The following is a 23,082-nucleotide window of genomic DNA, read 5'->3' as shown; positions in this document are numbered from 1 at the left end:
GTTCGTTCGACGACGGTTAATAGCTATCTTTCTCGGGAGAGGGACCTCCTGTTCTCGAACCACCGGAGGCTCCCGCTCACCCGATCGTTCGTGTTCGGCCGCGGCGCAAGCGGGAGCCGAACGCTCGAGGAGTGGGGACTTATACTCCCGTCGACCCAACGCCGATGCGATGGCACTGGTACTGCCGAGCGAACTCGTCGTCGATCGCTTTCTTCCCACGGTGCGGGCGATGCTGGCGACGCGCCTGGCCGACCGCGGTATGACCCAACAGGAGATCGCAGACGAGCTCGGCGTGACGCAGGCCGCCGTCAGCAAGTACGTCAGCGGCGAGAGCGGCGGCGACGACCGCTTTCGCGACCACCCCGAGACCGTCGCCACCGTCGACCGCATCGCCGACGGCCTCGCCGGCGACGAGATGGACGGCTACGACGCGCTGGCGGAACTCCTGGCGTTGATCCGCGACTTAGAGGACCGCGGGCCGATCTGCGAGCTCCACGAGGAGGAGATGCCCGCGCTGCGGGGACTGGGCTGTGACCTGTGTGTCCGCGGCCTCGATCCCGAGGTCCGCGCCGAACGCGACGTCCTCGCGAACGTCAGGACGGCCGCTCGCACCCTCGCCTCGATTCCGGAGATGGCCGCGGCCGTCCCGAACGTCGGCACTAACGTCGGAATGGCCCTGCCCGACGCGCGCGACGAGACCGACGTCGCTGCGGTTCCCGGCCGGATCTACGAGATCGGTCGCCGGATCGAGATCCCCGCCAACCCGGAGTTCGGCGCCTCTAAACACGTCGCCACGGCCGTCCTCGCCGCCCGCGAGATCGATCCCGAGGTCCGCGGCGCGGTCAACGTCGCGACCGACGACGCCCTCCTCGAGGCCGCTCGCGCGCTCGGGTTCGAGCCCCTCGAGTTCGACGCCGACTACGAGGACCGGGGCGAACACCTCCGCGACCGGTTCGCCGACCGCGGGAGCGTTCCGCGAGTCGCCTACCACCGCGGCGCGTTCGGTATCGAACCGATCACCTACCTCTTCGGTCCGACGGCCGTCGACGCGGCCGAACTGGTCGGCGACCTGCTGGAGGAGGCGTCGGCCTGACGGCGCGGTAACCGACGCCGCGGCCGGTCGGGAGCCGACCGCGAGACCGCGATCGAATTCCGGCCGATACCGCCCTCTCGATGCCGTATCGGGACACTTGTTACGCGTGAAACTGTTTCGAGAGCATCATTTCACTCGCGAGAGACTGTTTCGCCGGTGAAACCCGGGGCGAGAATATCACCTCGCTAAGGAGAGTGTAATAATGCGCTCGACGCGAGTCGTCGCGATCGCGACGCCGTATCGGATCACATGTTATTCGTGCAACTGCTACGATGTCACCGGTCCGCTCGCGAGCGACCGTTTCGCCGGTGAAATCCCGAGACGAGAATATCTCTCCGCTAAGAGGCGTGTAATTCTCCGCTAAGAGATTTGTAATAATACACCCGACGTGAGTCGCCTCGATTACAAGACAGATGGATATCATTATTACCATCCAGCACGCGGCGAACGTCCACCTCTTCAAGCACGTCGTCCGCGACCTCGAGATCGCGGGTCACGACGTCCACGTGTTCGGCCGCGAGAAGGGGGTTACGGGGGAACTCCTCGACGCCTACGACATCGATCACGAACTGCTCTGTGGGGAACCCGACGGCTGGCTCGGACTGGGGCTGACGCAGTTGCGCTACGAGTACCGGCTCCTCCGCCGGGCGCGGGCGATCGATCCGGACTACATCGTCTCGAGCCACGGGATCGCCGCGACGCACGTCGCCAAACTGGTCGGCGCGGAGAGCCACGTCTACATCGACACCGAGACGGCGATCAACGGCGGCAACCGACTCACCCTCCCGTTCGCGGACGTGCTCTACACGCCGGACAACTTCCGCGAGGGCTACGGCGACGGTCACGTCACCTATCCCGGCTACCACGAACTCGCGTACCTCCATCCGGATCGGTTCGAGCCGGACCCGTCGATCCTGCGACGCAACGACGTCGACCCTGACGAGCAGTACGCCGTCATCCGGTTCGGCGCGTGGAACGGCAACCACGACGTCGGGAAGGAGGGAATCTCTCCCTCGGCGCGTCGCCGGATCGTCGACGTCCTCGCCGATGACGGACGAGTGTTCGTCTCCGACGAGGGCGACGGCTCGCTGCCGGAGGGCACCGAACCGCTTCCCGTGCCGCCGGCGGCGTTTCACCACCTGCTCGCGTTCGCCGACGTCGTCGTCGGCGAGGTCGCGACGACCACCCTCGAGGCCGGCCTCCTCGGCACGCCGACCGTTCGGATCAGTCCGTTCGCGGGCGCGGACGACATGGGTAAGTTCGATGAGCTCGAGGCCTACGGTCTCGTCCGGTCGTTCCACACGAGCCGCGAGAGCGACGCAGTCGATACCCTCGAGCGGATCGTCACCGATCCGATCGCCGACGAGACCTGGGCGGATCGACGCGAGGCGATGCTCGAGGAGAAGATCGACGTCACCGAGTACGTGCTCAGCCAGCTCCTCCCGGGCATCGACGAACCGACGCCGGAGGCGTCCGCGCGGGCGGAGAGCGAGTCGGAGCCCGACGCGGACGAGCGCGGCGAGTCGGAGTCCGACGCGGACGAGCACGGCGAGCCGGTCCCCCAGTGACGCCACCATGATCCGCGTCCTGAGTCTCACTACCACAGACTGGCGCAGCTTCTATCAAAGCCAGATGACGGCCCTCGAGCGCGCCGGCGTCGAGGTGACGACGCTGCCGGTCCCCAGCGAGCACCGGGCCCGCGAGGACGACGTCGAGCGGCGGACGCCGCTCGATTACGCCCGTTACCTCCCGCAGGTGCTCCGAGCGGCGCGCGACGACTACGATCTCGTCCACGCCAACTACGGACTCACGTTTCCGTTCGCCGTCGCGGCGTCGGCGCTGCCGCGGACCGACCTCCCGGTCGTCTGTACGCTCTGGGGCGGCGAGTATCTCGACAACCCCTTCGCCGACGTCATCAGGCAGTTCACCGCGCGCGCCGATCACGTCGTCGTTCCCTCGAACGCGATGGCCGATCGCGTCGATCGACCCTGTCACGTCGTCCCCTTCCCGGTCGATACCGAGCAGTTCCGCCCCATCCCCCGCGACGAAGCGCGCGAGCGCGTCGGCTGGGAGACCGACGATCGGATCGTCCTCTTCCCCTACGCCCCCTCGCGCGAGGAGAAGAACTATCCGCTGGCCGAACGGGTCGTGGACGGACTCCCCGACGACGTACAGTTGCGGACCGTCGCCAACCAGCCCTACGAGGAGGTACCGTACTACCTGAACGCCGCCGACGCCGTCCTGATCACCTCGCGCTACGAGAGCGGGCCGATGACGATCAAGGAGGCCGCGGCCTGTAACGTCCCGGTCGTCTCGCGCGACGTCGGCTTCGCCCGCGAGGTGCTCGAGCCCATCTCCGACTCCCACGTGGCCGCCGACGACGACGCGCTCCGGCCGCGACTGGCCGACGTCCTCGCGGGCGATCGCCGATCGGACGGGCGAGCGCACGTCTCCGGGTACACCGTCGACGAGATGGGGGCCCGCTTGCGCGCCGTTTACGATCGCTGCCTCGAAACCGTAGCGTAACGAAGAGCGGGCGACGTCAGACGTCCCCTCCGAGCCGAATCGCTCGGCCGTTCCGATCGGCTCAGAAACCGACGAAAACGCGGTACGGAATGCCGACGGCGAAAATCGCGATCAGTGCCGCCGCGGCCAGCATGACCGGCAGCGGGATGACGTCCTCCTCGAAGTGAAACATCGAATCGAGCATGCTCGTTCGTTGCGCGAGCGGTTACGTAACTCCTTTGCTCGTCGGCTCGGACTCGACGGTGCTCGTGGACGAACTCGAGCACGACGTTCGAATACGCGCCGGACGAACGGCGCGGCCGCTCGGCGAGACGCCCGCAATATTGAAAACGATCAGTATCGGTTCGAACGGATTAGACGCCGCTCTCGAAGTCGTCGAGCGAGTAGGACGGCTCGGCGCCGCGTCGATCGAGGACCTCGTTGGCGAGCAGCCAGTAGACGACCGAGAGGGCCTTGCGACCCTTGTTGTTCGTCGGGACGACCAGGTCGACGTTGCTGACCTGGTTGTTCGAGTCACACATCGCGATGACCGGGATGCCGACCGTGATCGCTTCCTTGACGGCCTGGGCGTCGCCGATCGGGTCGGTGACGACCAGCACGTCCGGCTCGATGTAGCCGTCGTACTTGGGGTTGGTCAGCGTGCCCGGGATGAAGCGGCCGGTGCGGGCGCGAGCGCCCACGGCCTCGGCGAACTTCTCCGCCGGGAACCGACCGTACTGGCGACTCGAGGTGACCAGGATCTGCTCTGGGTCGTAGTTCGCGAGGAAGTCCGCGGCCGTGCGGATGCGGCCGTCGGTCTTCGAGACGTCCAGCACGTAGAGCCCGTCGGTCCGGACGCGGTGGATGAACCGCTCCATGTCCGAGGTCTTCTGCTGGGTCCCGATGTGGACACCGGCGCCCAGGTAGTCCTCGACGGGGATGAGGAGGTCGGCCTCCTCGTCGCTCATGACGTCGTCGTCGAGGGAGGGACCGGCGTCTTCGGGCTCCTCCTCGGCTGCTGGTTCGGCGTCGGCGTCGGCCTCCGCGGCCTCGGCGTCGGCGGGCTGTTCGTCTACTGGCTCGACGTCCTCCTCGGCGGCGGGACCCGGCCCCTCGGCCGGCTCCTCGTCGATTTCCTCCTCGGCGGCGTCGAGCCCTTCTTGGGTTGCGTCGTTGTCTGTCATGTCGCGTCGTCTGCGATTCTGATGAGCTCGTTGAGTTTGGCGGTTCGCTCGCCACCGACGGCGCCCGTCTTGATGAAGGGGGCGTCCGTCGCGACGGCGAGGTGTGCGATCGTCGTGTCCTCGGTCTCGCCCGAGCGGTGGGAGATGACCGGGTCGTAGCCGTTCTGGGCCGCGAGTTCGATCGCGTCGAAGGCGTCGGTCAGCGTCCCGATCTGGTTCGGTTTGATCAGGATGCTGTTGGCCGCACCGCGGTCGATGCCCTCGACGAGCCGATCCGTGTTCGTGACGAACAGATCGTCGCCACAGATCAGCGTCTGATCGCCGACCTCGTCGGTGAGGTCGGCGAAGGCGTCGTAGTCGTCCTCGTCGAGGGGGTCCTCGACGTAGACCAGATCGTACTCGCGGACGAGGTCGGCGATGTACTCGATCTGTTCGGCGGTGTCGCGACTCCGGTCGCTGTACTCGTAGGTGCCGGTCTCGCTGTCGTACAGCTCCGCGCCGGCGACGTCCAGTCCGAAGCCGATGTTGAAGCCGACCTCGTCCTGGACGATCGAGACCGCTTCGTCGACGATCTCGAAGGCCTCGCTGTCGTCGATCGACGGCGCCCACGCGCCCTCGTCGCCCTTGCCGCAGGGAACGTCGCGTTCCTCGAGCAGGTCGGCGACGGTGCCGTGGACGGTGGCGTTGGCGAAGACGGCGTCCTCGACGCTGGGTGCGCCGACGGGCGCGACGAGGAACTCCTGAATGTCGGTCGCGTCGGCGGCGTGTTCGCCGCCGCCGACGACGTTACCGAGCGGGATCGGGAAGTTCTCGCCGCGGAACGCGCCACCGAGATGCTGGAACAGCGGCGCGCCGAGCACGTCGGCACCGGCCTTCGCGGCGGCCATCGAGATGGCGACCGCGCTGTTAGCACCGATTTCCGAGAAGTCGTCGGTCCCGTCGGCGGCGTGGAGAATGGCGTCGACCTCGCGCTGATTCCCCGCGTAGGCTTCGCCGACGAGCCGCGGGACGGCGTCCTCGCGGGCCGCGGCGATCGCCTCGCTCGGCGGTCGCTCGACGGCCTCGTACTCGCCCGTGCTGGCACCGCTCGGTGCCGCGGCGCGGCCGAAGCCACCGCTTTCGGTCATCACGTCGGCCTCGACGGTCGGATTGCCTCGAGAGTCGAGGATCCGACGCAGCCGTACGTCCGTGATGCGCGTCATTTCCGATCGTACCCCCGCTTGACGGTGAACGGAAGCACACCGGCGTCGTACTCCTCGGCGGCGATGAGGATCGGCTCCGACTGGTCGGTTTCGACCAGCACCGGCGCACCGTAGGAGATCTGCAGCGCTCGAGCGCCGAGGATGCGTGCTTTCTCGTAGCGGTTGTGCTGTTGTTGTTGCATTGTTACTGGTACGGGGAGACGACGTCGACGAGATCGCGGTGACTGACGAGCATGCGCCGACAGCAGTAGCGCTCGACGCCGAGTTCGTCGAGGACCTTCTCGGGGTCCTCGTCGCCCTCGTTGGCTCGTTCGTCGAACTCCTCCCAGTGTTCGGCGACGACGTTGCCACAGGTGAAACACCGGACCGGTACCATCATGCTTGAATCACCTTAGCGGTAGGACTTCTGGTAGCGCGCCCGAGCGCCCGGGCCGCCCCACTTCTTCGGTTCGGACTGGCGAACGTCGTTGACCAGCAGCGACCGATCGAACTCCATGTACGCGTCGCGGAGTTCGGCGTCGTTGGTGTACTGGACGATACCGCGCGCGATGGCGGTGCGGACGGCGTCGGCCTGTCCGCTGATGCCACCGCCTTCGACTCGAATGTCGATATCCATCTCACTGCGCAGGTCCTCGCCGGCGATGCGGAACGGCTCGAGCATCTTGAGCCGGGACATCTCCGGTTCGACCAGTTCGACTGGCTGGGAGTTGATTCGGACGCGACCCTCGCCCTCGCGAACGGTCGCGCGGGCGACGGCGGTCTTTTTCTTTCCACTCGTGTTCGTTACCATGTGACGTTAGCACCTAACTGTTCGGAGACTTCGCCCAGCTGGACGAAGCGGATGTTCGAAAGCCGATCGAGCGACGTTCCCTCGAGCACTTCCGCCTCGCTGTCGTCGTCGTTCTCGTAGGGGTTGCCGACGTAGATGCGGATGCTGTCGAGCGCCTCGCGGCCGCGGGGCTTCTTGTACGGAAGCATGCCGCGAACGGAGCGCTTGAAGATCGTGTCCGGTCGCTTCGGGTAGTAGGGACCGCTGTCGGACTGCAGCTGCAGTCGCTTGCGGTAGGTGCCGAAGACGTCCTCCTTGTCGCCGGTGATGATCGCTTCCTCGGCGTTGACGACGGCGATGCGTTCGCCGTCGAGGGCGCGCTGTGCGACTTCGCTGGCGACGCGACCGAGGATACAGTCTCGGGCGTCGACGACGACGTCCGCGTCGAATTCCGCGATACTCATCGAATCACCCGGACGTTAGATCCATCGGGGTTTGCTTCGAGCGCCTGCTCGAGCGGTACTGATTCGCCGACCTGTTCGATCTTCGTCTCGGCCGAGGAACTGAAGTCGACGGCCGCGACGGTAACCGATTTCTGTAGTGCGCCGGATCCCAGCACTTTGCCGGGAACGACGACGGTCTCTTCTTCGCGTGCGTATCGCTCGATGCGGCCCAGGTTCACCTCTGCGTGGGTGCGCCGGGGCTTCTCGAGTCGATCCGCGACATCTCGCCAGACGTCGGCGTCCGTCTCGCGGGACGTCGACTTCAGCTCGGCGATGAGATCGTTGAGCCTCGGATTAGTTTTGCTACTCATTGGTTTCCTCCAAAGATACGGAACCGACGGGACGAGGAACCGTCTCGTCGGTCGTGGAATCGCTGTCGTGTCGAACGGTCCGAGACACGCACAGTCCGGCCTCCATCGCGGACGGTCGGCTGTTCGGTGGTGGACGTTCGACGAGTGAGAAGTGGATGCAGGGAGCAGGATTTGAACCTGCGGACTCCTACGAGACAGCGCCCTGAACGCTGCGCCGTTGGCCTGACTTGGCTATCCCTGCTCGCACTTCTGTGTATCCGCCGCCCCTTCAAACCCCTTTCGATTCCATCGAGCGAGTCCGCGCCGGTCTCGTGGCTGACGGCGCCGGCGTACGTGGACTCGCGGTGGGAGTTGGGGCGGATCATCTGTTGCTATAGCTGTACTGCGTCTTCGAGGGCGGTCGCCCGCGACTCGATCGAGTCGGCGGCTCGCGTGACCAGTTCCTCGACGGTAAAGGAGCCGTCCGTCTCCACGTGGAAGACGAAGGCGTTGGGCACGTCCTCGACCTCGACCTCCTTGCCCGGATACCGGTTCGAGAGGTCGTGGTCGAACTCGCTCGTGGGAACGAGCTCGCCGTCGTCCTCGATGACGCCCCGAACGATTCGGGACTCCTCCTCTTCGAACTCGGGGAGGTCGCCGACGACCTCCACGCGCTGGAGGTGTCGGTACCCGACGGCCACGCCGCCCTGATGTTTGGCGTGGTCCTTCCCGTAGTCGATGACGGCGTCGGCCTCGGCCTCGAGACGCTGGCCGTCCTTGAGGTCGATGATCGGGACGTTCTCGTCCGCCGGTTGGACGAGCTCGTCGCTCGAGACGAGATCGCCCGAGTAGGCCGTGGCCGGCCCTTCGACGTCGATCGAGAGCGTGACGGTCTCGTCCTCGCCGAACTCGCCTTCCGGCGGCGTCGTCAGCGGGACGAGCCCGAGCCGGAGCGCGAGTTGCTCGTCGAACATGACCGACGAGTTCTCGACGAACCGGACGGTGTCGATCGCCATCGTCGGCACGTCGGCGAGCATCGCTCGACGGATGCCGTTGGCGAACCCGGGGGTCACGCCCCGAACGAGGAACCGCGCTTCGCGATCCTCGCGTTCGACGAACTCGACGTCGTACTCTTCAGTCATGGATCTAGTAGCCGCCCTTACCCTTCGGTGCGCGCGATCCGTCGTGCGGGATCGGCGTGACGTCTTCGATGCGACCGATCTCGATACCGGAGCGAGCGAGCGCGCGGATCGTCGCCTGCGCGCCCGGTCCGGGGGACTTCTGGAGGTTGCCGCCGGGGCCGCGCACGCGAACGTGCAGACCCGTGATGCCGGCCGCTTTGACCTCTTCGGCGACGGACTCGGCCATCTGCATGGCCGCGTACGGCGACGCCTCGTCGCGGTTCTGCTTGACCGCCGTTCCGCCGGAGGACTTGGCGATCGTCTCCGCGCCCGTGAGGTCGGTCACGGTCATGACGGTGTTGTTGAACGATGCGTGCACGTGGGCGATGCCCCACTTTTCGTCGTCCTGGCTCATGATTTACTGACCCTCCGCTCGTTCGGGGTGGAGTTCGTCCGCGAGGGGACTGTTCTCGTCGAACGCGACGAGGTCCTCCTCGTCGACGTCGACGACGTACGACGGAACCCGGTGGCGCTGGTCGCCGATCACGATGTGCCCGTGGGTGATGTACTGTCGGGCCTGCTGGGTCGTGTTAGCGAGTCCGTTCCGGTAGACGACCGTCTGGAGGCGACGCTCGAGGATGTCCTCGATCTCCAGCGACAGGATGTCGCCGAGGTCGTCGCTCTCGTCGAGAATGCCGACGCGCTTGAGCCGACCGAGGAACTCCTCGGAGCGGCGCTGGACGGTCTCGTCGTCCTGGGCCTGGCCGAGCAGTTCGCGGGCCTCGCGCCGGTAGGAGCGAAGCTCGGACTGGGCGCGCCAGAGCTCTTCCTTGTTCGAGAGCCCGTAGCGGTCGACCAGCGAGTGCTCCGTGGAGATACGTTCGCCCTGGTATGGGTGGTTCGGCGTCTCGTATTGTTTGGTGTCAGTGCCGAGTGGCATTATTCACCCTCGTCCTCGTCGGCGGCGGCCTCTTCGGCCTGTTCTTCGCGGATCTCTTCGACGTTGACTCCGATGGTGCCCTCCGTTCGGCCGGTGGACTTGGTTCGCTGGCCGCGAACCTTCTGTCCGCGCTTGTGGCGGACGCCCTTGTAGGAGTCGATCATCTTCATCCGGTTGATGTCGTGCTGACGCGTCAGCTGGAGATCGTTCCCGATCTCGTGGGTCGTTTCGCCGGTGTAGAAGTCCGACTGGCGGTTGTTGAGCCAGTCCGGCACTTCCTCGGCGTAGTTCTCTACGGTCTCGACGACCTCGTCGATGACGTCGTCATCGAGTCGACCGAACGTCGCCGTTCGATCGACGTCCGCTTCGTCGGCGATGAGCCGGGCGGTCCGTCGACCGACCCCGTTCAGCTCCGACAGCGAACGCTCGACAGTCTTCGTCCCATCGAGGTCCGTTTGCCCGATGCGGACGAAGTACTGGAGGTCTTCGTCGTCCTCTTGTTCTTGAGGTGCTTCCTCACTCATGTGTCGTGTATCTGTGTCTGGTGTGCGCGCGGTGCAAACGACTGGCGAAAGAACGCCAGGGAATTCTACTGACGAGGAGTCGTCAGCGTATCCGACGTTGTGGCGGGGATTCGAACCCCGGAGGCTTGACGCCACATGGTTAGCAACCATGCGCCTTGGGCCGCTTGGCTACCACAACACCGAGTCTCTATCGTCGCCCTCCCGGACTCGGGGACTGCGTCCCCTACACGTATCGCACCCGGACCTACCGGCGACGGGTACTTAAGCGCAACGAAAGGCCCCGGCCCCGCTATCGAGTCCCACCCCGTAATCGTCGCCCCATCGGGCCAGCGGTCTCCCTCGAGTCGTTTTCTCATCATTTATAGCGTTACGATGGAAACTCGAAACTATTCATGAGTTTGTCCGAGACCGAGGCCGCGTTCGAGCATCCCGTACTGGAACTCGATACGCTGGCCGAGATGTTCGAACGGAGCGTCGAACGGAACGGTGACACCGACGCTCAGCGGTACAAGGGCGGTATCTACGAGCGGTCGCTCGCCGGCGACGGTGACGACACCCCCCTCGAGCCCGCGCCCGACGGCGAGTTCACGTCGATCACGTACGACGACATGGCCCACCTCGTCCGCCGGATCGCGGCCGGCTTCCGCGACCTGGGGATCGCCGACGGCGAACGCGTAGGGATCTTCGCGGACACGCGCACGGAGTGGGCCCTCTCTGACTTCGGGATCCTCGCCGCCGGCGGGGTCGTGACCACCGTCTACGAGAGCTCCTCGCCGGATCAGATTCGGTACCTCCTCGCCGATCCCGGCGCCTCGGGCGTCGTCGTCGAGAACGAGACCCTCCTCGAGCGCGTCCTCGAGGTCGAAGACGAGCTGGATCTCGAGTTCTACGTCGTCTTCGACGCCCTCGAGAACGACGCGTACGCGGATCGCGAGGACGTAATCACGATCGGGGACCTCTACCGGCGCGGCGACGAGGAGTTCGACCGCAGTGAGTACGAGTCGTGGCTCGAGGCCCGCGACGTCGACGACCTCGCGAGCCTGATCTACACCAGCGGCACGACGGGCAAACCGAAGGGCGTGAAGCTGACCCACCGGAACCTGCGGTCGAACGTCAATCAGCTCTATCGGCGGTACGGCCCGCGCGACGACAAGGGCGAGGACGACCCCTCGATCACGCCCGAGTCGCGGGCGCTCTCGTTCCTGCCGCTGGCCCACGTCTTCGAGCGGACGGCGGGCCACTTCATGCTGTTCGCGGCCGGGGCCTGCATCGCCTACGGCGAGAGCCCCGAGACCTTCGCCGAGGATCTCGGCGCGGTCGGCGCCACCAGCACGACGGCCGTCCCGCGGGTCTACGAGAAGCTCTACGACGGGATCCGCGAGAACGCGGCCGAAGACGAGGACAAGCAGGAGGCCCTCGAGTGGGCGATCGACGTCGCCCGGCGCTACAACGAGGCCGACGACCCCGACGAGGAACTCGAGTCCGAGCTAGCGGACGCCGACGAACTCGTCTTCGCGACGATCCGCGAGAAGCTGGGCGGCAACGTCGAGTTCCTCGTCAGCGGCGGCGGGAGCCTTTCCCCGGAGCTCTGCGAACTCTTCCACGCGATGGGTTTGCCGATCTTCGAGGGCTACGGGATGACCGAGACGTCGCCGGTCATCGCGACGAACCCGCCGAGCGATCCGCGCGTCGGAACCGTCGGCCCCTCGCTCGCGGGCGTCGAGACGAAACTCGACACCTCGGTCGTCAGGGACGAGGCCTTCGACGACGAGGGCGCGGTCGGCGAACTCCTCGTCAAGGGCGCAAACGTTACCGACGGCTACTGGGAGAAGCCCGGCGCGACGGACCGCGCGTTCACGGATGCGGGATGGCTCCGAACCGGCGACATCGTCCACGAACGGCCCGACGGCTACCTCGAGTTCCGCGAGCGCACGAAACAACTGCTCGTGCTCTCGACGGGGAAGAACGTCGCGCCGGGCCCGCTCGAGGACGCCTTCGCGTCCGTCGACGTCGTCGAGCAGGCGATGGTCGTCGGCGACGGCGAGAAGTTCGTCGGCGCCCTGCTGGTCCCGAACGTCGAGGGACTCGCCGGTCGGGCCGAGGACGAGGGCGTCTCGCTGTCCGACGATATCGAAGCGCTGGTCGAGGACGAGTGGGTGCTCGAGCAGGTCGAAGCCGCCGTCGAAGCGGTCAACGAGGACTTCGAGTCCTACAAGACGATCAAGGAGTTCCGACTGGCTCCCGAGGGCTTCACCGAGGAGAACGGCCTCGTAACGCCGACGATGAAGAAGCGCCGCTCGAAGATTGAAGATCGCTATGAGTCCCTCGTCGAAGACATCTACACCGAGGACGACATCGAAGCGAGTTCGGACTGAGCGATTCCGTTCGCGGTCGATCGGCTCGAGCAGCGATCAGTCCGCCGGCGGCTCGACCTCGAGGTACTCGTCGTTCAGTTCCCACTCGCCGTCGTCGTTTTGAACCATGTACTCGCCGTAATAGGGGACCCGATTCGCGACGACGTCGCGGAACGCCTCGCGGATCTCGGGTTTGGACATCTCGCCCATCGACTTGAGGTCGTCGTTGCGGTTGAGACAGCCCTTCAGGTAGCCCTCGTGGGTGACCCGGACGCGGTGGCAGTTCGCGCAGAAGGTGGGGTTCTCGACGGGGTCGACGATCTCGACCATGCCGCCGTCTTCGCTCCCGGCCTCGCCGCCGACCCAGTAGCGCTTGCGGTCGTGCATCTCGCGGTGTTCGATCTCGTCGGCCCGCTCGGCCAACCAGTCGTGAACCCGCTGGATGTCGACGTTCCACTCGGGCTTGCCCGTCAGTTCGGGCATGTACTCGATCAACTGGAGCTGGAGGCCCTCGTTTTCCGCGACGTGATCGACCATCTCCGGCACGTAGCCCGCCGTGTGCTCGAAGACGACCATGTTGAGCTTCACCGGGTCCAGCCCCGCCTCGAGCGCGGCCTCGACGCCCTCGAGGACCTTCTCGTAGGCGCCGCTCTTCGTGATCTCGGCGAAGTCCTGCGGGTCCAGCGCGTCCTGGGAGACGTTGACCCGCTCGAGGCCGGCGTCGACGAGATCCGGGGCGCGGCCGGGGAGGAAGGTGCCGTTGGTTGTCAGGGAGACCTCCATCGAATCGGGCGTGCGTTCGATGATCTCCGCTAAGTCCTGGCGGAGCATCGGCTCGCCGCCGGTGAACTTCACCGCGTCGACGTCGAACTCGGCGGCGACCTCGAGGAATCGGACGACGTCGTCGGTCGACATCTCGTCGTCCTGTGGATCCATCGGCCCGCGGGTGTCACCCAGCCCCTCGTTGTGACAGTAGACGCAATCGAAGTTACACCGATCGGTGAGAGAGACCCGAACCCCAGTTACCTCCCGCCCGAAGTCGTCGGTGAGCATGCTACTGAGTTGCAGCCGGATCCGCTTAAGCACGCTGGATATTTCCACCCTCCGTAACCGATTTCGGTTGCGATATCGCCCGACTCTCGGCACGGATTCGACGGTCCCGTCGAGTCGAGTACTCATGGTGGTGGCCGTGGTGGTGACGGCCATGAGTACTATTGCGGAACTAACTATTCCGGCTCGGGAGTTCGCGCTCCGGGAGACGCTCGAGGCCACGGCCGACCTCGACGTCGAGATCGAGCGCGTCGTCGCCTACGATCCCGACCACGTGATGCCGTACGTCTGGTTCGCCGACGACGACGCCACCTTCGACGGACTCGAGGACGCCCTCGCGGACGACCCCACCGTCGAGGCGGCGGAACGGTTGACGGACCTCGACGACGAGCGCCTCTACCGAATGCAGTGGGTCGACGACGTCACCGTCATCCTCCACCTGCTGACCGAGGAGCAGGCGACGGTCATGGACGCCAGCGTCGAGGACCGCCAGTGGCGGTTCCGCGTGCTCTTTCCCGAGCGCGAGTCGCTCTCGAGCACCTACGACTTCGCGACCGAGCGGGGGCTGACGCTCGAGGTTCGGAAGATCCACCGGCTCGAGGACGACCGTCGGGGCCGGTACGGACTGACCGACGCCCAGTACGAGACGCTGGTCGCGGCCCTCGAGCAGGGTTACTACGAGATTCCGCGCGAGACGGACATGGACGGGCTGTCGGACGAGCTCGACGTCTCCCACCAGGCGCTCTCGGAGCGGCTCCGGCGGGCCCACCTGACGCTGGTCGAGGAAGCCATCGCGGTCGGTCACGGGGACGAGTAGTTCGGACCGTCGTTCCGGATCTCGCGGCCGAAACCGCTCGAGCGGCCGTGGTGCCGACCCACCGGCGGAAGAACTACCCGGCGCACCGACGAACGGAGACGTATGGACGAGGACATGCTCGAGGACCAGCGGCGACTGGTCGAACTCATCGAGGAGGAGGGGTGGGACGTGACGGATCTCGAGATTTCGGCCTACGACAGCCCGTGGGCCGACGAGGACGACCCCGAGGCGACGGTGACGATCACGGCCCGGAAGCCCTACGAGAGCGAGGGTGACGAGGACGACGGCGACGATGATAACCCGTATCGGCTGAAGTAACGCAGTGCCGACCCGACGGACGGCATAGAGTCGTCTTGTTTGCGAGTCTCGCTTCCACTAAGAGGAGATCCTTCTCTGACAGAGAACCCCATCACACCGTTATCGAAGTCAGGTACCCACCGCTAAAGCGATGGGCTTGTCAGTGGACTCCCGCTCTGACCACAAGATGTGGCAGACGAATACTCGCCGTTCGCGTTCAGCGTCCCTGACTTCAGGACGACCTGACAATTCGCCCGTCCAGCACCAGACTTGAGCCAGTGCTGGACAAGCCGCCACGCTATGTTTCGCGCCGCGTTATAATCCGCGTGCAGTTCTTTGCCGCAGTTCAGGCACTCGAACTCGTCACCGGTACGGTTATCCTCGTGTGTGAACCCGCATTCCGAATGACTGCACCGCTGCGACGTGTACTGCGGCTTCACAGTAGCCACAAGAATACCATATTCTTCGGCCTTGTACTCGACGAAGTCTTGGAGCTTCTTAAACGCCCATTGCTGGAATTTGCTCCCGTTCGAGATGCGCTTACGGATGTGCTTCAGATTCTCGAACGCTATCGCGTCACAATCGTATCGCCGTGCCTCGAGAACCAGTGCAAGAGCGACGCGATGCAGGTAGTCTTCGCTCCAATTCGAGAAGCGATTTCCGATCGACATTAGTGTTAAGTGGGCGCTCCGAGTGCCTGTCTGCTGCAAACTCCCGCGACGTCGTTCGTACTCTGCACGCTTGTGATTGAGGTAGTCGGCGTTACCGAGGAACGCGCCTGTTGAGGCGACGGCGAGATAGCCGTCAACGTTCAGGTCTACGCCGAGTACCGCTCCGTACTTGGTCGCAGACGCCTCTCCGTCTCGTTCCTTTTTCATCGAGACGTGCAAGTAGTACGTCCCATCGCGCTTGTGAAGCGTAGCCTCTCCTCGTTTCCAGTCATCGTCCTCCCAGTATTCCGCGAATGGTGTTCCATACGATTCATCTGGAAGAACATAGTCCGCGGTGATGCGCCCATCCACAGTGGACAACGTGCAATGGTCGTCGTTGTATGTTATCGTACGAGCGTCGTAGACGACGACGCTACCGCGAAAGTTGGGTTTGCTTGCTTTCTTACCGTCTTCAAGGATACGATCTCTACAATTGCCGAGTGCGTTCGCAGCGAGACTGCGAGCAGCTTGGACGTGGTTTGCGGTGAGGTTCGTTTCCTCGCGTACGTCGGCGTACGTCGCGTCGTTGAGTTTGCTCTTACTGTCGATTATCTGGGTTGGATCGTCAGACCAGCCGTAGTCTGCTACGTACTGTGCAGCATAGCGGAATTGTTCGAACACCTCATTGAGGACGGAGTGGTCGTCCTCTGCGACGTCGAGCTTGATCTGGATGTTCCTGACGATCGCCACAAATCAAACACGAAGGTCATGTTATTTAAAACTATAATCTCAGTAGAAAACTACCGTGTCTAAATGCATGGTCGGTTTCCCGAGTGACGTGCTTCCTCCGACTGCTCCAGTCATGGGTTTCTGCGCTGTACTATGTGGAGTCTGTTCGCTGAACCCAATATTCTGGCCGATGAGCCGTGTATTCGCCGAAAGTTCTGATTAATGAGAGGACAGGGATTTCATTCGACCACGGTTCTCCCATCCATCTCGAGGGTAAGGCGAACCGTGAATGCGTCAGCCCTTGATGTTACACACCGGGAACGTCCGCGCGACCTTGTCACCGATGCCGAGTTCGTCGGAGACGCGGACGACCTCGTCGACGTCCTTGTAGACCCCTGGGGCCTCCTCGGCGACCGTCGCGCCCGACTGGGCCTTGACGTAGATCTGATCCTGCTCCTCGAGTTCCTGCTGGACGTCGCCGCCCCAGTACTCGCTCTTCGCCTGCGTGCGGCTCATCAGCCGTCCGGCGCCGTGGGCCGTCGAACCGAAGGTGAGGTCCATGGAGTTCTCGCCGCCCCGGAGGACGTAGCTGCCGGCGCCCATGCTGCCCGGAATGATGACCGGCTGGCCGACGTCGCGGTACGCTTTCGGGACCTCGGGGTGGCCCGCGGGGAACGCTCGCGTGGCGCCCTTGCGGTGGACGTAGAGTTCCCGCTGCTCACCATCGTCGTTCACCGTATGGGTCTCCTTCTTCGCGATGTTGTGGGCCACGTCGTACAGCAGGTGCATGTCCATCTCCTCCCAGGACCGACCGAACACGCGCTCGAACACCTTCCGCGTGCGGTGCATGATCAGTTGCCGATTGACCCACGCGAAGTTGATCGCCGCGTTCATCGCCGCGTAGTAGTCCTCGGCGAGTTGCGAGCCCGCGGGCGCGGCCGCGAGTTCCTTGTCCGGGAGCTGGTTCAGCAGCCCCTGGTGTTGCTGTTCGATCTTCCGCAGGTAGTCGTTACACGTCTGGTGGCCCAGCCCGCGGGAACCACAGTGGATCAGGACGACGATCTGGTCCTCCTCGAGGCCGTACGCGTCGCCCACGCCCTCGTCGAAGACGTCCGTGACGCGCTGGACCTCGAGGAAGTGGTTGCCCGACCCGAGCGAGCCGATCTGGTTCTTCCCGCGGTCCTTGGCTTTCTGGCTGACCTTGTCGGCGTCGGCGCCCTCGCGCATTCCCTCGTCCTCGCAGTGGAGCAGGTCCTCCTCGACGGCGTGACCGTTCTCGAGCGCCCAGTCGACGCCGCGCTCGAGGATCTCCTCGACGGTGTCGACGCCGGCTTCGACGATGCCGCCGCCGCCGAGACCCGACGGAACGTTGGTAAATAGCGAGTCGACGAGCTCTTCCTCGCGACCCTGGAGCTCGTCGTAGGTCAGGTTCGTCCGCATCATCCGGACGCCGCAATTGATGTCGTAGCCGACCGCTCCCGGCGAAATACAGCCGTTCTCGGCGTCCAGCGCACCGACCCCACCGACCGGGAAGCCGTATCCCTGGTGGCCGTCGGGCATACAGATCGCGTAGTTGGTGATTCCGGGCAGGTGAGTCGTGTTCGTGATCTGTTCGAGGGTCTTGTCCTCCTTGATCTCCTCGAGCAGCGCCTCGCTGGCCAGTACCCGCGCTGGCGCGCGCATGTCGCCCTCTCGTGGAATCTCCCAGACGTACTCACGCACTTTCTCGAGCGTGATCCCGTTGGCGTCGAAGGTGGTCATACTCGAGAGTCGGGCGCCATCGATGAAAGGTGTTCGTCTCTCGGGTCGGCTTCGCGAGCCGTCACCGCTGTCGTCGGCGGACCGTCCCGGCGGACGGAACGGCCGTGAACCCGCGACGTCACGCCGTACCCGATACGTCCGCGTCCGGCTCATCGGCCCCCCTGTCGGCCCCGTATCTCTCGAGCCAGCCGTCGACGGCGTAGGGACCGCTCCCGGTGATGAGCAACGCCGACGCCAGTCCGAAGAGGCTGACGTGTGCGAGCACCGGATCGTCGGGCAGCGCGAACAGCGTGAGCGTGAAGACGCCGATCGCCGTCGCCGCGCTCGCCCGCGTGAAGAAGCCCACGAGGAGCGCGAGTCCGAGACCGACTTCTGAGAGGCCCGCGCCGAGGACCCACAGCTCCGGGCCGGCGGGGACGACCGCGGTCAGATCGTATCGGTCGACCACCGCGAGCGCGATGCCGGGTCGCAGGAGCTTCTGGCCCAGGCCCAGCGAGACGAACGTACAGCCGAGGCCGACGCGGACGATCGTCGGCAGGAACGCGCGATAGGGCTCGATCCGCTCCTGAAAGTCGCGCGCGTAGTCGTAGATCGGATCGAACCGCCCGTAGACCGTTCCCGACGCGCCGGCGACTCGCTGGAGGACGTGATCGCCGCTCGGTCGCCCGCCGCCGAGCAGCGCGATCGCCAGCGTTCCGGGCACGAACTCGAGTTGCAACAGCAGGACCGAGTCGATCGCGAGGCCGACGAGGTAGGCGGCGAGCGTGAGCAGGGCGACGAGCCGCGTCGCCAGCCCGAACAGCAAGAGGAAGCCGAGCGCGACCTGCAGGAGTCGCGCCTCGAGACCGAGCGCGGGACTGATGAAGTAGCCGCCGAAGCCGGCCCCGATCAGCGGGATGCCGATCGAGATCCGCAGCAGCCAGGGCACGTACGCGGTGTACTCCCGCATGGCGGCCCGGAACGCCGCGACGTCTCGCTGCGCGGGGCGAACGGCGAGATAGCTCCCGATCGCCGCGAGGACGACGAGTGCACCCGCCAGCAGCGGTCCGACGACGAGCGGGTCCGTCAGCGCCTCGCGGAGGAACTCGCCGGCGGCGACCTCGCGTTCCTCGTCGACGACGTACTCTTCGTGTGCGCGTGCCGTCCCGATCGCGCCGAATAGCACTGCCGCGACGAGCGCTGCCGGACCGACGAGCCGAGCGATCGAACGTCGACGCGGGGGAGCGTCCATCACCGTTTCTACGAGTGCCACGGTGAAAATGCGTCCCCCGGAAGACGCTCCGCCGAGTCGATTCCCGCTCGCGTGACTCTGATTCCCGTTCGTGCGACGCCGGTTTCCGCTCGAGTGGCTCCGCTTTCCGTTCGAGGGGGTGTCCGTCGCCGAGCGGCGGACGATCAGACGTCGAAGACGACGTAGGCCTCCCACTCGTCTCCGCTCCCGTCCGCGTCCGGGCTCTCGCGGCGCTCGAGGCGCATCTCCGAGTAGGTCACGGCCTTCACCTCGCGGGCGTCGACGTCGGCGAGGGGGACGCCGCGGGCGCTGGCCTCGAGGGTCCATCCGTCGCGTTCGGCGTTCCCGCCGTCGCGCTCCGGTCCCTCGATCGCCTCGACGCGGTGGTCGACGGGGAGTTCCGCGCGGACGTCCCGGAGGTAGATCAGTTCGTCCAGGTAGTCGAACAGCAGGGCCTCGCGGTTCTCCGCGGTCACGGACAGCGAGAATCGATCGCCCGACTCGGCGGGAATCTCGTCACAGGAGGCGGCCGCCAGTCCGTCGGCGACCGCGGCGAAGACCGACTCGAGCGCGTCGCCGCTGGCCGCGACCGCGACGTCGGCCGTGTGATTCCGCAGTTCGAACCGTCCGCCCTGCTGGCTGGTCATCGCTTCTCGAGGGTTGGACGGGCGGTGTGGTATGCTCGTCGGTTTCGGCTGCGAGCGGGGGGACGGTCGTGGCCGCAGCGACGACGGTCGTGGTTGCAGCGACGACGGTCGCGTTCTGTCGGGACGCGAACCTGCTGTCGATCCCGGGCGCAATCGGTAGAGGCGGTCGAGATCGAAGGTGCGAACCGGCGAACGGATAGTACGAACGTCTGACGTTACGTATCGTTGACTGCCGGTGGAATTATATTGGCGACGGTGATAGACCCAGGTAGTGAGCGTCAACATCGACAGTCGAGTCGTCGCGCCGGGGAGCGACGACTTCGTCGACGAAGCCTGGCAACTGAAGGAGGAGATCAACCGTCAGGAAGGCGTGCTCAAGCAGCGATACGACTTCTTTACCGACGCGTATCGTCGCTCCAAGGTTCACTGTTACGTACAGGAGGACGATCTGGTCGGCTTCGCGGCCGTTCGCCGCGACGGGTACATCCTCTTTCTGGCGGTCTCGCCAGACCTGCGGGGGCAGGGGATTGGCAAACAACTGATCGCGCGCGTCGCGGAGGACCACGACACGATCACGTGTCACGCCCGGACGAGCAACGAGAACGCCCTCCAGTTCTACGAACACCTCGGGTTCGAGATCAAGCGCCGCATCGACGACTACTACGAGGACGGCGGCGACGCCTACTACCTGAAACTCGGCTCCGACGTCGGCATCGCCGACAAGATCTCGGAACTGATGCGGCGCTGACCGCGGTCGATCGATACTCCGCTCTGATCTCGTCCCGTCGTCTCCCCGGACGACGGTCGCAACGAACGCACGCCGAGGTACCGCCAACGGTAGATTCGACCGTCTCCTCGAGGAACGTCCAGTAACGCTCGATTTCCCACCGCTGAGAACGCACCGCGATCTCAATCGGCAGTTGAGTCGCGCTAGCCGGTCTCGAGATCCCCTCCCATCGGGTCGAACATTCGGCAAGATTATACGCCCCCACCCACGACTACTCGAGTCGTATGGAGGAGCGAACGAGGGCCTATCTGCGGGGGCGATTTCGCGACCATTACCGACGGACGGAGATCACGCCGCCGCCTGCGGCCAACGAGCGCGAGTGGGGCTACATTCCCTGGACGGAGGGCCCCGACACGACGATGGTTCGCCACCGTTCGCTGCTCGAGCTGGGCGACCTCTCGGAGTTTCTCGTCCGAAAGCGGCCGCGCCACGTCTACTTCTCCGCCGGGCGCTTTCGCGACCCCGGCGCGAGCTCGATGAACGCCAAGGACTGGCAGTCCGCGGACCTCGTCTTCGATCTGGACGCAGACCACCTGCCGAGCGTCACCCTCGGCGAGGACAGCTACGCCGAGATGCTCGCGAAGTGCAAGGCGGCCCTGTTTCGGCTGCTCGACTTCCTCGAGACCGATTTCGGTTTCGAGGACCTCGAGATCGTCTTCTCCGGCGGCCGCGGGTACCACGTTCACGTGCGCGACGAGACCGTCCTGGGCCTGGACCGAGAACACCGCCGGGAGATCGTCGACTACGTCCGCGGGATCGGCCTCGAGTACGAGGAACTGATCGAGACCGAGACCGTCGCGGGGCTGGGCCGGAAGACGCCGACCGAGCGCCGAACGCTCGAGATCGACGGCGGGTGGGGCGCCCGCACGCACGCGCACCTGATGACGTTCGTCGACGGCCTCCTGGAGATGGACGACGACGACGCCCTCGACCGCCTCCAGGCGTTCGACGGCATCGGAGAAGGAAAGGCCCAAGCGACGCTCAACGCCGCGCGCAACAACCGCGAGCAGCTCGCGGCGGGCAACGTCACGGTCCACACGGCGGTCTCGCAGTTGGCCGAACGCTTCGCCGAGCGCGCGGTCGACGACGACAACGCGCCGATCGACGAACCCGTCACGACCGACACGAACCGGCTGATCCGACTGCCGGGCAGTCTCCACGGCGGCAGCGGCCTGAAAACGGTGCGCCTCGAGCGCGACGAGATCGACGCGTTCGATCCGCTGGTCGACGCCGTCCCCGACACGTTCCGGGGCCACGAGATCACCGTCGACGTGACCGACCCCGGCGAGGTCGAGCTCGGAGGAGACAGCTTTACGGTCACCGAGGGTGACCAGTCACTACCCGAGTACGTCGCCGTGTTCCTGATGGCACGCGGCCGCGCGGAGAAGGAGAAAGAATGAATCTAGACGAGTTACGTTCGGTCCAGAGCAAGGAGCGCCAGAAGGACAGCCTCCAGAATCTGCGCCCCTCGTTCTACCAGGAGGTCGGCGAGTACATCGCCGACTTAGAGGACGAGCGTGACCGCGTCGCCGAGGAGAGCGACGACCCCTTCTCCTCGCCCGAGGTCGGTCGGCTGACCGACGAGATCGAGACCGCCAAGGACGTCGTCGAGGCGATCTACGAGCGCCGAATGGGCAAACTCGTCAAGCAGGCCAGCCTCGCCGCGGCCGGGATGCCGGCCGACGACGACGGACTCACCGCCGAGGAGGCCGACCTCTTCGACGATCTCGTCGATCGGATCGGTTCGAACAAGTCCCGCGTCCTCGACGTCCTCGAGGGCGTCGAGACCGAGGACGCCGCGGGCGACGGCGAGACCGAAGCCCCAGCGGGGAGTGAGGGGACCGAAGCCGGACCCGCCGGTGGGCCCCGGAACGCCACCGATCCGACGCGGGCCGACTCGAGCCCCGCACCCGGCACGGATCCGACGGCCGCCGACCCGATGGCCGATCCCGGGACCGCGAGCGACCGCGACTCGCCGCCAGCCGAGACGGCCGACGACGACGCACCGCCGGTGCCGCCACAGGAACCGCCTGCTGACGCGGACGCCGACACTGGCGCTACTACTGCTCCCGGGTCCGGATCCGGCGACTCGAGCGGCGTGACGCCCGCGGACGTCATGGGCGGGGACGGACCGGACCTCGGTGACGAGGCCGCCGGAGAGTCGCCGCCGGAACCGGGGGAGGCGCCTCCAAACGCCCTGTCCGGGGACAGTCCGGACACCGCACCGACCGATCCCGACGCGACGGACGACGACGCGTCTGGGGACGACGTCGACCGCGTCACCGTCCGGATCACCCGCGACGTCGGCTCGATTCTCGGCGTCGACGACCGCGAGTACTCCCTCTCGAGCGACGATATCGTCACCCTCCCCGAGCAGAACGCGGATCCGCTGCTCGAGCAGGACGCCGCCGAACCGCTCGAGTGAGCGGCGACCGAGACTGACGTGCGAGAGACGAGTGAGCGAGTAGCGCGAGCGAACGAATCGGCCAGGGAGGGCGTGGCGATCCCTAGTCGCCAGACGGAGTCGAACACCCCGTCAATCCGCCGCCGGATGTCGTTCGATCGATTCCTGGTTCTATCGCTCGGCTCACCGACGGCGCACGCCACCGAAGCGGGTTCTCGGACCCG

At 65.6% G+C, this 23,082-nt stretch carries 26 protein-coding genes and 2 tRNA genes; 9 read left to right on the top strand and 19 right to left on the bottom strand.

The window, feature by feature from the left end:
* The first annotated feature begins 169 nt into the window (after positions 1-169).
* The 3 genes from WD430_RS13695 to WD430_RS13685 all read left to right on the top strand — a co-directional run bounded on the left by WD430_RS13695 (position 170) and on the right by WD430_RS13685 (position 3,619).
* Positions 170-1,093: a thiamine-phosphate synthase family protein gene (locus WD430_RS13695; RefSeq protein WP_339102994.1), complete on the top strand. Its 924-nt coding sequence runs from the start codon at positions 170-172 to the stop codon at positions 1,091-1,093.
* A gap of 413 nt (positions 1,094-1,506) precedes the next feature.
* Positions 1,507-2,661: a DUF354 domain-containing protein gene (locus WD430_RS13690; protein ID WP_339102993.1), complete on the top strand. Its 1,155-nt coding sequence runs from the start codon at positions 1,507-1,509 to the stop codon at positions 2,659-2,661.
* Between the two features lie 7 nt (positions 2,662-2,668).
* Positions 2,669-3,619 carry a glycosyltransferase family 4 protein gene (locus WD430_RS13685; RefSeq protein ID WP_339102992.1) on the top strand — a complete coding sequence of 317 codons (951 nt, stop codon included), beginning with the start codon at positions 2,669-2,671 and terminating at the stop codon, positions 3,617-3,619.
* 61 nt (positions 3,620-3,680) lie between these two features.
* Here the strand turns inward: WD430_RS13685 and WD430_RS13680 are convergent, their stop codons facing one another.
* The 14 genes from WD430_RS13680 to WD430_RS13615 form a co-directional block, all read right to left on the bottom strand.
* The gene (locus WD430_RS13680) at positions 3,681-3,803 is read right to left on the bottom strand and encodes a hypothetical protein (RefSeq protein ID WP_339102991.1); all 123 of its coding nucleotides are present in this window, start codon (positions 3,801-3,803) and stop codon (positions 3,681-3,683) included.
* Positions 3,804-3,972: 169 nt separating this feature from the next.
* The gene (gene rpsB / locus WD430_RS13675; RefSeq protein ID WP_339102990.1) at positions 3,973-4,782 is read right to left on the bottom strand and encodes a 30S ribosomal protein S2; all 810 of its coding nucleotides are present in this window, start codon (positions 4,780-4,782) and stop codon (positions 3,973-3,975) included.
* A complete protein-coding gene (eno, locus tag WD430_RS13670) occupies positions 4,779-5,984 on the bottom strand; it encodes a phosphopyruvate hydratase (protein WP_339102989.1) in 1,206 nt (401 codons plus the stop codon). The genes rpsB and eno overlap by 4 nt, the downstream gene beginning before the upstream one ends.
* Positions 5,981-6,166, bottom strand: a complete 186-nt coding sequence (locus WD430_RS13665; RefSeq protein ID WP_339102988.1) for a DNA-directed RNA polymerase subunit K — start codon at positions 6,164-6,166, stop codon at positions 5,981-5,983. The genes eno and WD430_RS13665 overlap by 4 nt, the downstream gene beginning before the upstream one ends.
* 2 nt (positions 6,167-6,168) lie before the next feature.
* On the bottom strand, positions 6,169-6,363 hold the full coding sequence (locus WD430_RS13660; protein ID WP_008894548.1) for a DNA-directed RNA polymerase subunit N: 195 nt from the start codon (positions 6,361-6,363) through the stop codon (positions 6,169-6,171).
* A 12-nt stretch (positions 6,364-6,375) separates the two neighbouring features.
* Positions 6,376-6,774 (bottom strand): 30S ribosomal protein S9, encoded by a 399-nt coding sequence (locus WD430_RS13655; RefSeq protein ID WP_339102987.1) that lies wholly within the window; start codon positions 6,772-6,774, stop codon positions 6,376-6,378.
* The gene (locus tag WD430_RS13650; protein ID WP_339102986.1) at positions 6,768-7,217 is read right to left on the bottom strand and encodes a 50S ribosomal protein L13; all 450 of its coding nucleotides are present in this window, start codon (positions 7,215-7,217) and stop codon (positions 6,768-6,770) included. The genes WD430_RS13655 and WD430_RS13650 overlap by 7 nt, the downstream gene beginning before the upstream one ends.
* Complete coding sequence (locus WD430_RS13645) at positions 7,214-7,567, bottom strand: 50S ribosomal protein L18e (RefSeq protein ID WP_008894545.1); 354 nt, start codon at positions 7,565-7,567, stop codon at positions 7,214-7,216. Before WD430_RS13645 ends, WD430_RS13650 begins: the two co-directional genes overlap by 4 nt.
* A 156-nt stretch (positions 7,568-7,723) precedes the next feature.
* Positions 7,724-7,808, bottom strand: a tRNA-Leu gene (locus WD430_RS13640).
* Between the two features lie 130 nt (positions 7,809-7,938).
* Positions 7,939-8,688: a DNA-directed RNA polymerase subunit D gene (locus tag WD430_RS13635; protein ID WP_339102985.1), complete on the bottom strand. Its 750-nt coding sequence runs from the start codon at positions 8,686-8,688 to the stop codon at positions 7,939-7,941.
* 4 nt (positions 8,689-8,692) lie between these two features.
* Entirely contained in the window at positions 8,693-9,082 is a 390-nt protein-coding gene (locus WD430_RS13630; protein WP_006182145.1) for a 30S ribosomal protein S11, read from the bottom strand.
* A gap of 3 nt (positions 9,083-9,085) precedes the next feature.
* The gene (locus WD430_RS13625; RefSeq protein WP_339102984.1) at positions 9,086-9,607 is read right to left on the bottom strand and encodes a 30S ribosomal protein S4; all 522 of its coding nucleotides are present in this window, start codon (positions 9,605-9,607) and stop codon (positions 9,086-9,088) included.
* Positions 9,607-10,131, bottom strand: coding sequence for a 30S ribosomal protein S13 (locus WD430_RS13620; RefSeq protein WP_339102983.1), 525 nt, complete (start codon positions 10,129-10,131; stop codon positions 9,607-9,609). The genes WD430_RS13625 and WD430_RS13620 overlap by 1 nt, the downstream gene beginning before the upstream one ends.
* A gap of 95 nt (positions 10,132-10,226) precedes the next feature.
* Positions 10,227-10,309: transfer RNA gene (locus WD430_RS13615), tRNA-Ser, on the bottom strand.
* Between the two features lie 214 nt (positions 10,310-10,523).
* On the opposite strand from WD430_RS13615, the gene WD430_RS13610 reads away from it, so the two are divergent.
* A complete protein-coding gene (locus WD430_RS13610; protein WP_339102982.1) occupies positions 10,524-12,506 on the top strand; it encodes a long-chain fatty acid--CoA ligase in 1,983 nt (660 codons plus the stop codon).
* Positions 12,507-12,542: 36 nt separating this feature from the next.
* On the opposite strand, the gene moaA is transcribed toward WD430_RS13610, so the two are convergent.
* Positions 12,543-13,538 (bottom strand): GTP 3',8-cyclase MoaA, encoded by a 996-nt coding sequence (moaA, locus tag WD430_RS13605; RefSeq protein ID WP_339102981.1) that lies wholly within the window; start codon positions 13,536-13,538, stop codon positions 12,543-12,545.
* A 151-nt stretch (positions 13,539-13,689) separates the two neighbouring features.
* Between moaA and WD430_RS13600 the strand changes: the two genes are divergently transcribed.
* Positions 13,690-14,352 carry a helix-turn-helix domain-containing protein gene (locus tag WD430_RS13600; protein ID WP_339102980.1) on the top strand — a complete coding sequence of 221 codons (663 nt, stop codon included), beginning with the start codon at positions 13,690-13,692 and terminating at the stop codon, positions 14,350-14,352.
* Positions 14,353-14,454: 102 nt separating this feature from the next.
* The gene (locus tag WD430_RS13595) at positions 14,455-14,670 is read left to right on the top strand and encodes a hypothetical protein (protein ID WP_339102979.1); all 216 of its coding nucleotides are present in this window, start codon (positions 14,455-14,457) and stop codon (positions 14,668-14,670) included.
* A 122-nt stretch (positions 14,671-14,792) separates the two neighbouring features.
* On the opposite strand, the gene WD430_RS13590 is transcribed toward WD430_RS13595, so the two are convergent.
* From WD430_RS13590 to WD430_RS13575, 4 genes are all read right to left on the bottom strand, one after another.
* Positions 14,793-16,049: a transposase gene (locus tag WD430_RS13590; RefSeq protein WP_339102978.1), complete on the bottom strand. Its 1,257-nt coding sequence runs from the start codon at positions 16,047-16,049 to the stop codon at positions 14,793-14,795.
* A 273-nt stretch (positions 16,050-16,322) separates the two neighbouring features.
* Positions 16,323-17,789: an RtcB family protein gene (locus WD430_RS13585; protein WP_339102977.1), complete on the bottom strand. Its 1,467-nt coding sequence runs from the start codon at positions 17,787-17,789 to the stop codon at positions 16,323-16,325.
* 118 nt (positions 17,790-17,907) lie between these two features.
* The gene (locus WD430_RS13580; RefSeq protein ID WP_339102976.1) at positions 17,908-19,020 is read right to left on the bottom strand and encodes a DoxX family protein; all 1,113 of its coding nucleotides are present in this window, start codon (positions 19,018-19,020) and stop codon (positions 17,908-17,910) included.
* A 164-nt stretch (positions 19,021-19,184) separates the two neighbouring features.
* Complete coding sequence (locus tag WD430_RS13575; protein ID WP_339102975.1) at positions 19,185-19,667, bottom strand: archease; 483 nt, start codon at positions 19,665-19,667, stop codon at positions 19,185-19,187.
* A gap of 271 nt (positions 19,668-19,938) precedes the next feature.
* Between WD430_RS13575 and WD430_RS13570 the strand changes: the two genes are divergently transcribed.
* The 3 genes from WD430_RS13570 (at position 19,939) to WD430_RS13560 (ending at position 22,879) form a co-directional block, all read left to right on the top strand.
* Positions 19,939-20,415, top strand: a complete 477-nt coding sequence (locus tag WD430_RS13570; protein ID WP_339102974.1) for an N-acetyltransferase — start codon at positions 19,939-19,941, stop codon at positions 20,413-20,415.
* 263 nt (positions 20,416-20,678) lie between these two features.
* The gene (gene priS / locus WD430_RS13565; protein WP_339102973.1) at positions 20,679-21,854 is read left to right on the top strand and encodes a DNA primase small subunit PriS; all 1,176 of its coding nucleotides are present in this window, start codon (positions 20,679-20,681) and stop codon (positions 21,852-21,854) included.
* On the top strand, positions 21,851-22,879 hold the full coding sequence (locus WD430_RS13560; RefSeq protein ID WP_339102972.1) for a hypothetical protein: 1,029 nt from the start codon (positions 21,851-21,853) through the stop codon (positions 22,877-22,879). The genes priS and WD430_RS13560 overlap by 4 nt, the downstream gene beginning before the upstream one ends.
* The last annotated feature ends 203 nt before the right edge of the window (positions 22,880-23,082 follow it).

It is taken from the genome of Haloterrigena sp. KLK7, from assembly GCF_037914945.1.
Classification (GTDB): domain Archaea; phylum Halobacteriota; class Halobacteria; order Halobacteriales; family Natrialbaceae; genus Haloterrigena; species Haloterrigena salinisoli.
The sequence above is the reverse complement of the archived record's forward strand: the minus strand, read 5'-3'. Positions and strand labels throughout refer to the sequence as shown.